Source organism: Streptomyces sp. NBC_01017, from assembly GCF_045162795.1.
Lineage (GTDB): Bacteria > Actinomycetota > Actinomycetes > Streptomycetales > Streptomycetaceae > Streptomyces > Streptomyces machairae.
The window spans coordinates 10,716,542-10,730,971 of sequence record NZ_CP108683.1 but is presented as its reverse complement, the minus strand read 5'-3'; the positions used below and the strand labels follow the sequence as shown (position 1 = coordinate 10,730,971).

The window sequence follows — 14,430 nt, the reverse complement described above, 5'->3', positions numbered from 1 at the left end:
CAGTGGGAGCGAAGAACCGGGGGCGTCGTGCGACGGCCTGGTTCCACGCCGTCTGCGCTCCCTTCCTGCCCCGCAGCCGTTTGAACTTCTTGCGCATCCACCGCATCACGTAGGCGTTGACGCGTTCCAGAAGGGGATGGAGGGCCTTCTGGTAGAAGGCCCCGTAGTACGCCACCCGCGAATGATCGGGTTGATGAACCGTGCGAGGTCCGCTTCGGTCAGGTTGGTGCGGTGGTGCAGCCGCCAGGACCGCACCTCGGAACTGATCCTGCGCAGAGCTTCCCCGTTGATGGCGGGGAGGAATGCCCGGAACATCTGGCCGTCTCTGCGGACCGCGGAGCGGGTGCGGAAGGTGAGTCCCAGGAACGTGAACTCGGTGTGCTCGTACGAGGCACGCCGGTTGGCATCCTGGAGCCGGCCGCCGTAGCGGCCGAGGTTGTACGTCGGCATCGTGACTGTACGTCCCCACGCCTCCTGTGCGGCGGAGCGGGTACAGCTCCTGCCCCGATGAGATGAGCTTGCGTCCGTGCTGTCCGGCCTCTCGCCCGAGTGGCGAGAACGTCAAGTTCCTGCTCGGCCGAGGTGTGCTCGCGACGCGGCACATCATCCGCAGTGGGTGCGTGCCTTTTCCTCCACAGAGACCTCCATAACCGCTGTCGCCCTCGCTGGCTGAGGCGGGTCAGGTGGGGGGAGAGCTTCAAAACTGCATCCGCTCAGGGAGCAGCGGGTTCCTATGCTCCCGGGATGGAAGTCTGGTTGTTGGACCACTTGTCGACTGCTGTGCTGGCCGTGCTGGTGGTGGGCGGCATTGTGGTGTTGTCGCTGCTGGGCGACAAGCTCTGCCGTCGCTGGTTCCCGAGTACTTCTGGTGGCGCCCACAACGAGATGGTTGCCCTGCTGCTGTCCGTGTTCGGCGCGATCTACGGTGTGATTCTGGCCTTCGTGATCGTCAACCTCTGGACACAGATGCAGGACGCGGAGACCGTGGTGGCCGGCGAGGCGACCGCGGTCGCGCAGATCGTCCGCGATGCACAGGCCCTGCCACCCGGCCCTCGGGACAGGATCAACACGGCAGTCGGGCGGTACGTCCATACTGTGGTCGAGAAGCAGTGGCCGGTGATGCGCGAGGGACACGCCGGCCACGACCACACTGCATCAGAAGTCGACGGCATCTATGAGGCACTGCGGTCGTTCGCGCCGACTGACAGCCGCCAGCAGATCTTCCTGGAACATGCCGTCAACAGTCTCGACAATGTGGTCGACCATCGACGGGATCGGATCGCCGCGAGCGGCCAGGATCTGCCGGCTCTGCTGCAAACGCTGGTGTTCGGCGGCGCGCTGGTGATTCTTCCGCTGACGTTCATGTACGGCCGGGAGGATCGCCGCCTTGAAACGATCTTCGTGGGCTCGGTCTCCGCGCTCCTCAGCCTCAGCGTTCTGCTGGTGCTGGTCCTCGACCTGCCGTTCTCCGGCGACCTCAGCGTCAGCCCGGCCGTATTCAAGGAGGGCATCCTGGCTCAGTTCTGGACCGCGCCCTGACACGAAGAGGGTGTCCCTCGGCAGACCCGCGCCGTGTCCGTCGGTGACGAGACCGGCTTCCTGATGACCGAGAGTGGACGTGCGGAGCGTGCGGGACCGTCCTGGACCGAGACATCAACGCGGCGGTCAACGTCGCCAAGGCGGCCGGACTGGCCGTCGCAGCCCGTGGAAGCGCAGATAAGACCGGGACTCCTCCCGGCGCAGCGCGATGAAGCAGGAACCCACTCGAAGCCGCACCCGACAACGGCGCGGCAGGCGGAAACCGCCCTCCTTTAGGTTCACGCCCGGGAGGAATCGCTTCTCAAGATAGGTGTGACCCGCACAGGCGCACGGGTCTGCGCTGTTGACCTCAGTCGGGACGCTTCTGGTTCTCGATGTACTCCTTGATGATCGCCAACGGCGCTCCGCCGCAGGATGCTGCGAAGTAGGACGGGGACCAGAAGTGATCACCCCACAGGTACGTGCGAATGTGGCCGGGGAACTCCTGGCGCAGCCTGCGGGCGGACACGCCTTTGAGGGAGCCGACCAGCCGGGAGACGGCGACCTTGGGCGGGTAGTGCACCAGCAGGTGTACGTGATCGCGTTCGCCGTTGAACTCCACCAACTCGGTTTCGAAGTCCGCGCACACGGCCCGCATGATCTCTTCGCAGCGCGTGAGGATCTCGTCGGTGAACGGTCCGCGCCGGTACTTGGGTGTGAAGACCAAATGGGTGTGGAGGGTGTGGACGACCGTACGACCCCTGCGAATATTGGGGTTTGGCTCCCAGCGTGGTGACATAGATCAACTGTAGTACGATGAGCGCATGAAGATCGTGACGCAGGTGAAGCTGATGCCGGAGGCCGACCAGGCCGCCGCGCTGCGCTCCACGCTGCGTACGGTCAATGAGCCGGCGTGCTGGGTGTCCGAGGTGGCGTTCGCCAACGGTGTGCCGCGTGAGTACGAACTGCGCAAGCACACCTACGCGCACCTCAAGGCCGAAGGGCTCGGAGCGCAGGCAGCGCAGCACGTGATCAAGAAGGTGCGCGACGCGTACACGACGCTGCATGCCAACATGCGCGCCGGAAACCTGGGCAAGCCGAAGTCGAAGCGCCGGACCAAGGCCGTCTCGAAGCCGATCACGTTCCGTCCCAGTGCCGCGCAGCCGTATGACGATCGCTGCCTGTCATGGCAGTACGACGCACAGACCGTGTCCATCTGGACCACCGCCGGACGCATCAGGAACGTCCGCTTCGCCTGCTCCACCGACGCGCTCAGGACACTGCGCGAGTACCGCAAGGGCGAGGCGGATCTGATCGAACGTGACGGCGACTTCTATCTGATCGCCACGTGCGACGTTGTCGAAGCGGAGACCTATGAGCCGGGCGGCTTCATCGGCGTGGATCTCGGCATCGTCAACGTCGCCACCACGTCCACCGGCTACATGGCCGCCGGGCGCGGCCTGAATCGGTACCGCAAGCGTCAACTTGCCCTGCGGGCCAAGCTCCAGGCCAAGCGCACCAAGTCCGCCAAGCGCAGGCTCAAGGAGCGTTCTCGCCGTGAACAGCGGCACGTCAGGAACACCAACCACATCATCGCGAAGACGATCGTGACCGAGGCTGAACGCACCTTTGCCGGACTCTGCCTGGAAGAACTCAAGGGAATCCGGCAGAGGGTACGGCTCCGCAAGCCCCAACGGGTCGCACTCCATTCCTGGGCCTTCGCCCAGCTCGGAGACTTCATCGTCTACAAGGCCAGGCGGGCCGGGGTGCCCCTGGTCTTCGTCGATCCCGCGTACACGTCGCAGACGTGCGCCGAGTGCGGCCACGTCGACAAGCGCAACCGTGTCGACCAGGGGCTTTTCATCTGCCGGGGGTGCGGGGTCGTTGCCCACGCCGACCGGAACGCTTCCCACAACATCGCCGCAGGTGGCGAGAGCGTGTGGAATGCGGGGCGTGAGTCACGCGTCCCTGCCACCCAGTAAGGGTGTCCGGACGGAGGAGCCGACCCAGCAGCCAGTTGGGCGCTACCTCCAAGCCCGGTCCTTTAGGCCCGGGTCAAGTTGACCGGTACCACTCCTTCCGAACCGGAAGTGACCTGCGTGTGGTCGTGGTCGACGGGCACGCGGTCGGCGCAGAGGTACGCACCAGCATCAAGGGCTTCAAGTCCAACCCGGCTCTGGGCGGCACGGCCGAACCCTGCCTGGGACGCTATCTGGAGGCGGAGCAGTTGGCCTGCCGTGCTGCGGCTACGGTGGGAGCCGAGATCGCCGGCGTCGACCTGCTTTTCGAGTCCAGCGGTGCCTTTACGATCTGCGAGGTGAACACAGCGCCCGGCACGAAAGTCCTCACCGAGGTGACACCCGCGATCATTGCAGCGTGTTCAGCGCGGGTCAGGCGCGTCGATGGCCTGCCCGCGGAAAAGGGAGCCAGGCAGCAGACGGTCGCGGCCTGCACCGGTTGATACTCCATGTCCAGCGCTTCTCATTTCCGGAATGCCGTCCAAGCCGCCTGAACGGACCGAGCTGCCCGAGTGTATTGAGCGGAACTCGCAACTTGCCGACATGATTTTGGCCAGGCCCAGAACGTGCTGGGCGCTACGGCACCCGCGCCGATCATCTGCGGGAGATCGCCGACTATCTGGGGTGGAAGCCGGCGAAGGCGCTGGAGTTGAAGGAGCTGGACGAGTTCCTGCTGGCCCGCGCCATGGAGCACAACTCGCCGAGTCTGCTGTTCCGGCTGGGGTGAGTACCTGCGGTCGGCGAAGGTGATCCGGTCGGGTGTGGTCTCGTTGTTGAAGAGGTCAACCGGCGCCACCCGATCCTGCTGACGCTGCTCGCGCAGTCCGCGGTCGATGCCCTCGACTCCGTGGTGCAGCTGTTCGATCAGACTCTGTCGGTGTTCGGAGTCACGCGCCCGGATCAAGCTGCGCGACGTGCTCGCCGAGCGGGCCAAGCTGTCGGAGGGGGTACGGCTCTGGTGTCCGCAGCGGACACCATCGGACCCGCTTCCACCCCACTTGGCATTGATGATGTGCCCGCCTCAGAGCCGATATCAAGCGGCACGTACATGCCTCACACGCCCCGCACCGGCTGTCGCTCCTGCCCACCGTGACCCGCCGCACGAGATCGGCCGCCGTGCTGACAGCGGGCACCGCTCAGCCGCAGGTCAGGTAATGCCGATGCCAAGGCCGAGACGGGGCCTACCAGTATGCTGAGAGGACGTCGGGGACATTCCTGCCCCGCGAGGAAGTGGCCGTGGCACTGGCCTCCGAGCCTGGTGGCACCAGCCGTGCGACGAACGAGCAGCAACCGAAATCAAGTCCGGCCGGTGTTGCGACGGCTGGAGCGGTCCGCCCCTTGGCTGGCCTCTCTCGGGAGGAATCGATGCTGGCTGTCATCGACCTGCAGCAGGCGCTGAGCATGTCGGGGCCGGCAGGCTCGCCCGGAGTGGGTGTCGCATTCATGCACGCACTGGTTCGGAGCATGGGGCTCGCCTTGGTTGCAGAGTCATGAGGACTGTACCCGGCACGCCCTCGACCACGCTGTGTGAACTCGTCGACCGCATCACCACGGCATACCAGGCCGCCCGCGCGGCCCTCGAGAAACGTAGGGAGGAAATGGGGAATGAGCAGCGCTAATGGACACATCCTCGTGGTCGACGACGACCGCACCAACCGCATGATGCTCACCTACCGGCTCGAGGTCAGTGGCCTGCAGACCGCCACCGCCGAGAACGGCTCCGTCGCCCTCCAGATGCTCCGCGAAGAAACGTTCGATCTCGTTCTGCTCGACATTCTGATGCCGGAGCTCGACGGCTACGGAACCCTCCAGGTGATCAAAAACGACGTCAAGCTGCGCGACGTCCCCGTGGTCATGATGTCCTCTCTGGGCGAGATGGACAGCGTGGTGCGCTGCCTGGAACTGGGTGCCGTGGACTACCTGCCCAAACCCCTGGACGGGCTCTTGCTGACCTCACGCGTTGAAGGCCTCCTCCTCAAAGGCCGCTTGCGTCGACTCGACGAGGACTACGAATCCTGGGCCAACCTGCTCGCTGACGCCCTGCCGGCAGCGGTGCAGGGCACCTTGGACCCACTACTGCTCAAGGACCTCGCCGGCCGCACCGACGGACTCGGCCGCCTCGCCCGGGAAATCCAGAAAATCCAGCCTGCCGCGCAGGCGTGAGATTCCTGATGCAGGTGTCCTCGATGCGGCCCACTCCTGCGAGCATGAACTGCTGACAGGCTTCACCACCTGTGAATGTCCTGTTCGGTCCCTGTCCCTGCCGGCACAGCTGCACCGCACCCTGGCCGACGGTTGCCGAATTGGGAGCATCATCATCGGCTTTCCCCGTGCAATGCCTCTCATCCGGATGTCTCGAACGGTGTCGCAGGCCACCAGCCGGAGACGGACGAAAGACGCACGTCAGCGACGCCAGCGCCATCCACGGCCTGGACATCGGTAGGGCGACAGACGCCATGAAGTCCAAGCCGTCGAGCAGTCGCTGCACCCCGGCGATCCGGCCGCCGCAGCGCGGTGATCAGCTTGCCGAACCGTTGCACTCTCAGCTCGGCGAAGGGGACGTCCAGCACGGCTCCAACGCCGGCATCCCACCACCCACAGCAAGATCGTCTCATCCTTGACCAGCAGCCCATACAGGCTCGGTCGTCGGGTCGGCCGGCCGGCCGCTGCGGATCTGCCCGGTGAGCGCTGGTGCGGCGCAGCGCTGCGCGAGGGTGAGGGCTTCTGCGGTGGCCTGGGACGCTTCTGTTTGCCGTCCGGCGGCCGCCAGGGCGGCGGCGTAGTCTGCCAGGGCCTTGGCGTACTCCAGCCGTGCCGGGGAGGGCTGGAGCCTGAGCACAGCCGCATCGAGATACTTCAGGCCGTCTGCCGCAGAAGTCTGCAGCAGTCCCAGGGTGCGCAACGCCCGGCCCCAGGCACGTGGTGCGCTCCAGTTGCGTGCCTGTCGTAGTTCTTCGTAGGCGAGGTCCAGCGCCTCGTCGGTGCGGCCCAGCGCGTGCAGGCACCATGCCGCTTCCGACATCCACGGCAGCAGCGCCGGGTTCGTTCCTCCGGCCGCGGTGAAGGACTGGCCCGCTGCGAGGGCCGCTTCCAGTGCCTGATCGGTGTGACCGCCCAGGCGCAGCAATCGGGCCCGGCTGCACTGCACGTGGTAGGTCAGGTCTGTCACGGGGGCAGGTTCTGCCTGGGCGCAGGCCAGGGCTGTTTCGGCCTGTTCGAGGAGGCCCCTTTCCAGCAGGGTGTCCGCCCACACAGGGCTCAGGACGTTCCGCAGCAGTGAGGCGGAGGCTGCCTGTGCTGCCGAAGCCGCCTGCTGTGCGTCGGTCTCGGCTTGGGCCAGGTTGCCGTGGGCCAGACCGGCCATGGCGCGATAGGTCAGCGTGATTGCCTCACTGGTCAGTGACTCTGTCCGGTGCGCATGAGCGAGTGCTCGGTCCAGGCTGGCGAGGACTGCGTCCTGGTCGCCGCTGATGAGGACCAGCCAGCCCAGGGCCAGTGCGACCTCGCCGCCGGGCAAGTCGGCCAGTTCGTCGCAGGACGGTCCGTGCAGCGCGTGCAGGGCCCGGCTGACTGCTCGCGGGTCACCAAGGACTGCGTCGTGGCCGGCCACCACGCAGTCCAGGGCCGTTCCGCCCGGCGGGAAGCGTGTAGCACGCGAGCGGACCTCGGCGATCTGCCGCAGAGTGGCACGGCGCAGCGTGGGCTGACTGGGATCGTATAGGGGCAGGGACAGCACACAAGCCTGAATCTGCTGGAACAAGCTGGTGTCCTCGGCCACCTCAGCCAGCGCATGCTGCCACACCTCCATGGCCTCCTGGCTGCGCTGTTGCATCAGCAGAGCTTCTCCCAGGGCCAGTGCTGCCTCGGCGCGCGGCCGGGCGTGCGTGGCGGCTGTGTACGCCTGGTCCAGGTCGTCGGCCGCCGCTGCAGCATCGTTTAGCAGGCAGCTGCGGCCTAGGTCGTACAGGATGGACGCGCGCTGCTCTTCATCCGGGGGTTCAGCCACGCAGCGTCGCAGGTACACCGTGGCGGCTTCCGGTGAGCCCCGGGCCCAGGCCAGCTCTGCGGCTTGGAGAAGCCGGTGAACGGTCTCGAAGCCGCCGCCCGGCAGCGTTCGTAGAAGGTGGACGGCCGCCTCTTCCGGCTGCCCGTCGGCACGCAGAAGCGCGGCTGCGCGTCCGTGTGCCGCGCTGCTCTCGTCGGCCGGGACGGCGTCGTAGACGGCGGCATGCACCAGCGGATGGACGAAGCGGACATCGCCACCAGGTGTGGGGTCCAGGATGCGGTCGGCGCGCCGGAGTTCCTCCATGGCCTGCTGTGCAGCATCCAGCGGCATGTCCGCCAGGCGGGCGGCCTGGGCCAGGGAGGGGCTCGGACCGAGAACTGCGGCCGCCCGGGTGAGGCTGCCGCTGTCCTTTGGCAGCTGCTCGAGCGCTGTCCGCACCCGGTCCTGCACTGTCTGTGCGTTGACGGGGGCCAGGCGGGCGACCGTGTCGGCGCTGGGCGCAGCCTGTTCCCGGGCCAGAAGGCGCAGCAGTTCGCCGAGGAAAAGGGGATTGCCTGCGGTGGCACTGTGGCAGGTGTGCAGGAAGGAGGGGTCCGGCGGGGGCGAGCCGGAGCAGGCGGAGGACGCTTCTACGATGGTGGCGATGGTCTGCGGGCCGAGCGATGACAGCCGCAGCAGGTGACAGCGCCGGTCGGCGGTGATCGTGTTCAGCAGGGCCGGCGCATCCTCGTCGTTGTCGTCGAGCGCCGCTATCACGCAACAGCGTTGGCGTTCGATCAACGGCAGTAGGTGAAACAGGAACTTCACTGAGGCGGTATCCGCCCACTGAAGGTCGTCGACGACGAAGACCAGCGGCTTGTCCTTGCACAGCTCGAATGTCAGCGCCAGCAGGCTCTCGGTCACTCCTTCCTCGGCTTGCGGCAGTGCTGCCGAGTCGGTCACGTCCTGCAGCGCCCGGCTGGCTGCGGGTGACATCCTGCACTGCCGTTGTGAGGCGCTGAGCTGCGTGACCAGGGGCTGAAGCAGTTGGCGCATCACGGCGAAGGGCAGGTGCTGGTGAAGGCTGTCCGCTCGGGCCACCGCCACGTCGCAGTCCGCAGCCGCCATACGTCCGGCCTCGGTGAGGAGTCTGGTCTTACCGATCCCGGCGGGGCCCATCGCCACGATGACCTGGCCCCTGCCTGACCGTGCGCGGGCGAGGCCCGACTGCAGCGCGTCGAGTTCCGCGGTCCTTTCGTAGAGCTCCTCGGCGGAGGTCATCTCCCCAGTATGCGCATCGGCGTAGCAGTGACGAGTGCAGCGCGGACGCCGTCACCCATAACACGACGTCGCGCGCGGGTGTGCTCTGGGCGGATAATTCGGAGATATGGCGGGCGAAGAGGTCTCCACAGTTGCCGGAGAGCTGCTGGCGTCGGAGGCCGGCGGCTTCATCGGCCGCGTGCCTCAGCTGGAGCAGCTGCAGGCATGCGTGTCCGAGGTGCGCGGCGGTGCGTCATGGACCGTGGTCATCGAGGGCGAAGCCGGCATGGGTAAGACCATGCTTGTCCAGCGTCTGATGAGCAGCCTCGATGATTTCGATGTCCTGTGGGCGTCGTGCGATCCGATGGAGCAGGATCTGGCGTTCGGGGTGGTGGATCAGCTCGTGCGCCGGTTCCCGCCGCAGATGCTCACCAGTTCCGCGATGCTGGCGAAGGCAGCCTTCAGGGATGTTGCACCGGCCGAGGTGGGTGCGGAGCTGATCCGGATCCTCACGACGACTCAGGCGCATCGTCCGCTCGTGCTCGCGGTCGATGATGTGCAGTGGTCGGACACTGCTTCGAGGGTGGTCCTCGGTTTCCTGGAACGGCGTTTGTGGACGCAGCGGGTCCTCGTCCTTGTGACCGCCCGTACCGGTTCTGAGGCTCTCCCCGGCGGGGAGAGCGGGCAGTGGTGGCAGCGGGCGGCAACGAGTACTGATCACTATGTACGGATGTCTTTGACGGGAATGGACGAGGCGGAGACCAGCCAGATGGTGCCGGCCTCCGGTAGGGACTCGATCAGCCCCGCTGCCGTCAAGCGGCTCGTTGACTACACCGGCGGGCACCCGTTGTATCTTCGCTCTTTGTTGGCCGCGATCCCGGCCGGCGACCTCGCCGATCTGCACCGTCCTCTTGCGGCACCTGAATCACTGACCTCGACCACACGGCGCGCTGTGGACCGCCTCAAGCCCGACAGCGTCAGCCTCGTCGAGGCACTGGCGGTTCTCGGCAAGACCGTCCCGCTGCCGCTCGCCGCCCAGGTCGCAGGAGTGCCGGCATCCGCTGAGGCGCTGGAGCCCGCTTTGGAGGCGGGGCTTGTCCAGTGGTGGCCGCGAGAAGTCCCCGCCCGCGTACGGATCAAGCATGCGCTCCAGCAGGAAGCCATCTACCAGACGGTTTCCCCGCCCCGACGTCGGGCATTGCACTCGGCGGCCGCCTCACTGGTGGATGCGAACGCCGCCTGGCGGCATCGTGTGGCCGCCGCCGACCACACGGCCCCCGCCCTGGCAGTCGAACTCGACGCCGAGGCCGATCGCCTCGCCTCCCTGGGGCAGCTCTCCCGCTCGGCAACGCTGATTCTCTGGGCCGCGGAGCTGTCCGACAGCCGGGACGACCACGAACGCCGACTGCTCACCGGCGCCATCCGCCTTCTCCTGGCACGAGATTACCTCCGGTGTTTCGACCTGACCGATGCCGTCAGGTCGTGCACCGAGTCGCCCACTCGCACATGTGTCCTGGGCGGACTCGCCTACGCACAAGGCGATCTTCAGGAAGCACAGTGGCGCCTGACGGAAGCCCTCCGAGCAGCCGACACCCAGGGCCCGGTGCACATCGCGGAACTGGCCTGTGTCTGGCTGGGCACCATCTACACCCGCCAGCACCAGTGGGAGAAGGCCCTGCCCCTGGTGCTCCGCGCTGCGGGGCTGGACCTCCCCCAGCCGCGTGCGGTCAACTACGCGCGCCACTTGATGATCCTCGCATCCGACACGCTCGCCGAGACACGGCCCGCCCCCGACCGCCGAGCCTTTACCGACGGCGAGGAGAGCGCCCGCGCCGCACTTGCGGCCAGTCTGCTGCTGAACCCGCGCGGCATCCTCCGCGAGATGGCAAAGGAGCTCCATGCGGGGATGGAGGACCTCAAGACACTGGTACGCCGCCAGCGCGTCGGAGAGGTCCAGGAGATACAGGTCTCGGAGTACTTCACTCTCGCCGCGTTCCAGTACCTCACCGGCGTCTGGGACGACGCCTCCCTCACCGCGCAGCATGCGCTCACTCTGGCCACCTCCAGTGGACAGTTGTTTGATTTCGCCGCCGGTCACGCAATCGCTTCGATGGCTGCGGCCAGTCAAGGCAGGCGGGAGGTCGCCCTCGACCAACTGCAGGCCAGCGAGCAGGCAGCCGAGCGCACCCAGCTGCCGCTGGATCAGGTCTACCCGGTGCTGGCTCGCGTCATCCTCGGCCAGGCGCAGGGCGACCCCCACACGATGGACAAGGCTCTCAAGCATCTTCCCGCTCCCAGCAACGGCTGGCAGAGCTGGTGGCTGCCCCTCCAAGTGGAGGCATACACCGGAACCGGACGCCTGGACGAAGCGGCCGAAGCTCTTGGACGCCTGGAAGCAATCGCCGAGGACGTCGCCGGCCTGAAGGTGAGCGCCCGCTGGCTGAGCGGGGACCTGTCCATGGCCAAAGGCGACTCCGACACAGCATCGATGGCCTATCGCAGCGGGCTGGCACTGCCCGCCGACACCGACGAGATTCCCTTCCACCGAGCCCGACTGAATCACGCCTACGCCCGCCTGCTGCTCCCCACCGACCCGGCCACCGCTCAGCGCTGCTTCCACAGAGCACGGGAAACATACCTGACGATCGGCGCAACCCCCTTCACCGAGCGCGTCACCACGGAATCGGCCGGCTCACAGGCAACCCGTCCGCCGGAAGAAGAAACGGTCGACGCTCTGCTGGAGCCACTCACAGCACGCGAACGTGCAGTGGCCCGGCTGGTGGCCGAGGGAATGACGAACAAAGAGACCGCGCAAAACCTCTACGTCAGCCCCAAGACCGTCGAGTATCACCTCGGCCACATCTTCGAGAAACTGGGCCTCACGTCCCGCCGCCAGCTGCGCAGGGCTCTTGACCACCAAGTCAACAGCGGCGGTTGAATGCTCCGCAACCGGCGACTCGCCCGCCACGTCGCCGACGCCGGGTTCGGAAAAGATCCGCCGCCAACTGCTCTGCAAAGGCCGGCGCAACGCGTGTCCCACCATCGTGGCCGACCACTGGTACCCCAGCTCAAAAACCTGCTCGGACTGCGGCGCGACGAAAGCCAAACTGCCGCTGCACGTCCGAGTCTTCACCTGCGATCTCTGCAGCCTGGTCATCGACCGGGACGAGAACGCAGCCCGCAACCTGGCCGCCCTCGCAGCGGCCCGCACGACTGGTACCGGAGTGGCCGGAGACCAGGACACGCCCCGCGTGTCGAAACCCCGTGGAGCCGACCGTGAGACCCGTCGCCAACACCCCGGCCCAAACACCGGCCGGGGCGGACGGGCAGATGGCGCGAACCTGCCGCACCAGCAGCAAAAGGAAACGGGAGACCGCCGTCAGGACACCGAAGCACAACCCACGCAGTGGAGACACCGACACGGACCATCCAGACGGAAACATCTGGAAAGCCGAGAGTCACTGAGACTCTGAGCAACGGCTGAAGGCGCTTCGGTAGGCGGCCGGAGAGACGCCGAAGGCGGTTCTCAAGTGCGTACGCAGCGAGTTCGCGGAGCCGAAGCCGGCTCGGTGCGCGACCAGGTCGATCGGCAGGTCGGTGGTCTCCAACAACTGCTTGGCCAGTTCGAGGCGTTGTGCGGTGAGCCACTGCACCGGGGTCATGCCGGCCTCGTCGCGGAAGCGGCGGGTGAAGGAGCGCAGGCTCATGCGGGCGTGCTCGGCGAGCTGGGCGAGGGAGAGCGGCTCACCGAGGTGTTCCAGGGCCCAGGCGCGGGTGGCGGTGGTGCTGGCGACGGTCGGGTCGGGGACGGGGCGGTCGATGTACTGCGCCTGCCCGCCGTCCCGCCAGGGTGGTACGACGCACATCCGGGCGGCCCGGTTGGCGGCGGCCGCTCCGTGGTCGCGGCGGATCATGTGCAGGCACAGATCGACGCCGGCGGCCACGCCCGCGGAGGTCAGCACGTCGCCGTCGTCGACGAAGAGGACCTCCTCGTCGACCTTGACCTTGGGGTAGGCGCGGCGGAACTCGGGAGCCAGGTTCCAGTGCGTTGTGGCCGGCCGCCCGTCGAGCAGCCCTGCCGCGGCGAGCACGTAGGACCCGGAGCAGATGGACACCAGCCGGGCGCCGGACCGGATGCCGGCGATGGCCGCGGTGACCTCGGGAGGCAGGGGGCCGCCGCGGCCCAGCTCGGGCATGGCATGCGTGGGCGGGATGATCACGGTGTCCGCGGCGGCCAGGGCCTCAGGGCCGGCCGCGGGCTGCACCGTGAAGCCGGCGTCGCTGAGCACGGGGGCGCCGTCCGCCGTGCAGACGGTGACGTCGTACAGCGGGCGGCCTTCGTCGTCCACGACGCTGCCGAAGACCCGGGAGGGGATGCCGAGTTCGAACGGCGGCACCCCGGCCAGAGCGAGCACAGCGATGCGATGCCGCCGCGGCCTGCGGGGCGGCTTGTGCGCCTGATGCCACCCGTCCGGCGTCGATGCCTGCCCAGTTTCACTCATGGCCAGATCCTGTCACATGCTGGCCGGACGGCCAATACCACGAGGGATCGGGATAGCGCATCGTGGACCGCGTCGCGCCGGGGAACCTCCCCGCAGCGGGCCGATCGAGACGAAAGAACGAGGCTGACAGAGATGCGTGCGGTGGTCGTGGAGCAGTGGGGCGGACCGGAGAACCTCATCGAGCGCGAGGTCGAGCGGCCGGAGCCGGGGCTGAACGAGGTCCTGGTGCGGGTACACGCGGCCGGAGTCAACCCGGTGGACTGGAAGACCCGCGCCAGCGGAGCCCTCATCGAATGGGGCGCCGTACCCATGGTCGGCTGGGATGTGTCCGGCACCGTCGAGGCCGTCGGGCCCGGCGTAAGCATCTTCCGCCCCGGCGACGAGGTCTTCGGGATGCCCCTGTTCCCGCGCCAGGCAGGCGGCTACGCCGAGTACGTCGTGGCACCGGCCCGGCACCTCGCCCACAAACCGGCGGGCCTGACGCACGTGCAGGCGGCGGCGCTGCCGCTCGCCGCGCTGACCGCATGGCAGGCCCTGGTGGACGCGGCGGACGTGCGACCCGGCGAGCGGGTACTGGTCCACGCCGCAGCCGGCGGCGTCGGTCACCTCGCGGTGCAGATCGCCAAGGCCCGCGGCGCCCACGTCATCGGCACTGCCAGCGCCGCCAAGCACGACCTGGTGCGACAGCTGGGCGCGGACGAGGTGATCGACTACCGCTCGGTACGATTCGAGGACGCCGTAACCGACATCGACGTCGTCCTGGACGGACTCGGCGGTGAGACGGCCGAGCGCTCCCTGAAGGTCCTCCGCCACGGCGGCCGGCTGATCACCCTGCCTGGCCCGGACGACGTCCCCGCAACCCAGGACGGGGTGCGGGCCATGTGGGTCCTGGTCGAGCCGGACCACCTCGGCCTGCGCGAGATCGCCGCGCTCGTGGAGCAGGGCGCTGTGAAGCCAATCGTCGAGACGGTCCTGCCGCTGGCCCAGGCCGCCCAGGCCCACGAACTCGGCGAACAGGGCCGCACCACCGGCAAAATCGTCCTGACCGTCGCCTGAATCCACAGCCAACCCACACCAAGAAAAGCAAGCCCGAACGGCGTCACACCATCAACGACGTACTACGCAGTGGTCAGCGCACCTGCCTCCA

General features: G+C 67.5%; 11 protein-coding genes and 2 pseudogenes. 9 read left to right on the top strand and 4 right to left on the bottom strand.

Annotated elements, in window-relative coordinates:
* Positions 1-105: 105 nt before the first annotated feature.
* A complete protein-coding gene (locus tag OG331_RS49110) occupies positions 106-450 on the bottom strand; it encodes a group II intron maturase-specific domain-containing protein (protein WP_406191382.1) in 345 nt (114 codons plus the stop codon).
* 294 nt (positions 451-744) lie between these two features.
* On the opposite strand from OG331_RS49110, the gene OG331_RS49105 reads away from it, so the two are divergent.
* Entirely contained in the window at positions 745-1,539 is a 795-nt protein-coding gene (locus OG331_RS49105) for a hypothetical protein (RefSeq protein WP_406191384.1), read from the top strand.
* Positions 1,540-1,634: 95 nt separating this feature from the next.
* Positions 1,635-1,751 (top strand): annotated as a pseudogene (locus OG331_RS49100) (hypothetical protein); the annotation flags it as partial.
* 137 nt (positions 1,752-1,888) lie between these two features.
* On the opposite strand, the gene tnpA reads toward OG331_RS49100, so the two are convergent.
* Positions 1,889-2,317: an IS200/IS605 family transposase gene (tnpA, locus tag OG331_RS49095; RefSeq protein WP_406191176.1), complete on the bottom strand. Its 429-nt coding sequence runs from the start codon at positions 2,315-2,317 to the stop codon at positions 1,889-1,891.
* Between the two features lie 25 nt (positions 2,318-2,342).
* On the opposite strand from tnpA, the gene OG331_RS49090 reads away from it, so the two are divergent.
* From OG331_RS49090 to OG331_RS49075, 4 genes and pseudogenes are all read left to right on the top strand, one after another.
* On the top strand, positions 2,343-3,500 hold the full coding sequence (locus OG331_RS49090; RefSeq protein ID WP_406191386.1) for an RNA-guided endonuclease InsQ/TnpB family protein: 1,158 nt from the start codon (positions 2,343-2,345) through the stop codon (positions 3,498-3,500).
* Positions 3,501-3,502: 2 nt separating this feature from the next.
* A complete protein-coding gene (locus OG331_RS49085; RefSeq protein ID WP_406191388.1) occupies positions 3,503-3,979 on the top strand; it encodes a hypothetical protein in 477 nt (158 codons plus the stop codon).
* A 143-nt stretch (positions 3,980-4,122) separates the two neighbouring features.
* Positions 4,123-4,263: pseudogene (locus OG331_RS49080) on the top strand (DUF4158 domain-containing protein); the annotation flags it as partial.
* A gap of 905 nt (positions 4,264-5,168) precedes the next feature.
* Positions 5,169-5,699 (top strand): PleD family two-component system response regulator, encoded by a 531-nt coding sequence (locus OG331_RS49075; protein WP_406191390.1) that lies wholly within the window; start codon positions 5,169-5,171, stop codon positions 5,697-5,699.
* A gap of 448 nt (positions 5,700-6,147) precedes the next feature.
* Here the strand turns inward: OG331_RS49075 and OG331_RS49070 are convergent, their stop codons facing one another.
* On the bottom strand, positions 6,148-8,802 hold the full coding sequence (locus OG331_RS49070; protein ID WP_406191392.1) for an ATP-binding protein: 2,655 nt from the start codon (positions 8,800-8,802) through the stop codon (positions 6,148-6,150).
* A gap of 106 nt (positions 8,803-8,908) precedes the next feature.
* Here OG331_RS49070 and OG331_RS49065 point away from each other — a divergent pair, with 106 nt between their 5' ends.
* Positions 8,909-11,719: an AAA family ATPase gene (locus OG331_RS49065; RefSeq protein WP_406191394.1), complete on the top strand. Its 2,811-nt coding sequence runs from the start codon at positions 8,909-8,911 to the stop codon at positions 11,717-11,719.
* Between the two features lie 106 nt (positions 11,720-11,825).
* Positions 11,826-12,254 carry a zinc ribbon domain-containing protein gene (locus OG331_RS49060; protein WP_406209666.1) on the top strand — a complete coding sequence of 143 codons (429 nt, stop codon included), beginning with the start codon at positions 11,826-11,828 and terminating at the stop codon, positions 12,252-12,254.
* Here the strand turns inward: OG331_RS49060 and OG331_RS49055 are convergent.
* On the bottom strand, positions 12,240-13,283 hold the full coding sequence (locus OG331_RS49055) for a GlxA family transcriptional regulator (RefSeq protein WP_406191396.1): 1,044 nt from the start codon (positions 13,281-13,283) through the stop codon (positions 12,240-12,242). The genes OG331_RS49060 and OG331_RS49055 overlap by 15 nt on opposite strands.
* Positions 13,284-13,415: 132 nt before the next feature.
* Here OG331_RS49055 and OG331_RS49050 point away from each other — a divergent pair, with 132 nt between their 5' ends.
* The gene (locus tag OG331_RS49050) at positions 13,416-14,339 is read left to right on the top strand and encodes an NADP-dependent oxidoreductase (RefSeq protein WP_406191398.1); all 924 of its coding nucleotides are present in this window, start codon (positions 13,416-13,418) and stop codon (positions 14,337-14,339) included.
* Positions 14,340-14,430: the final 91 nt, after the last annotated feature.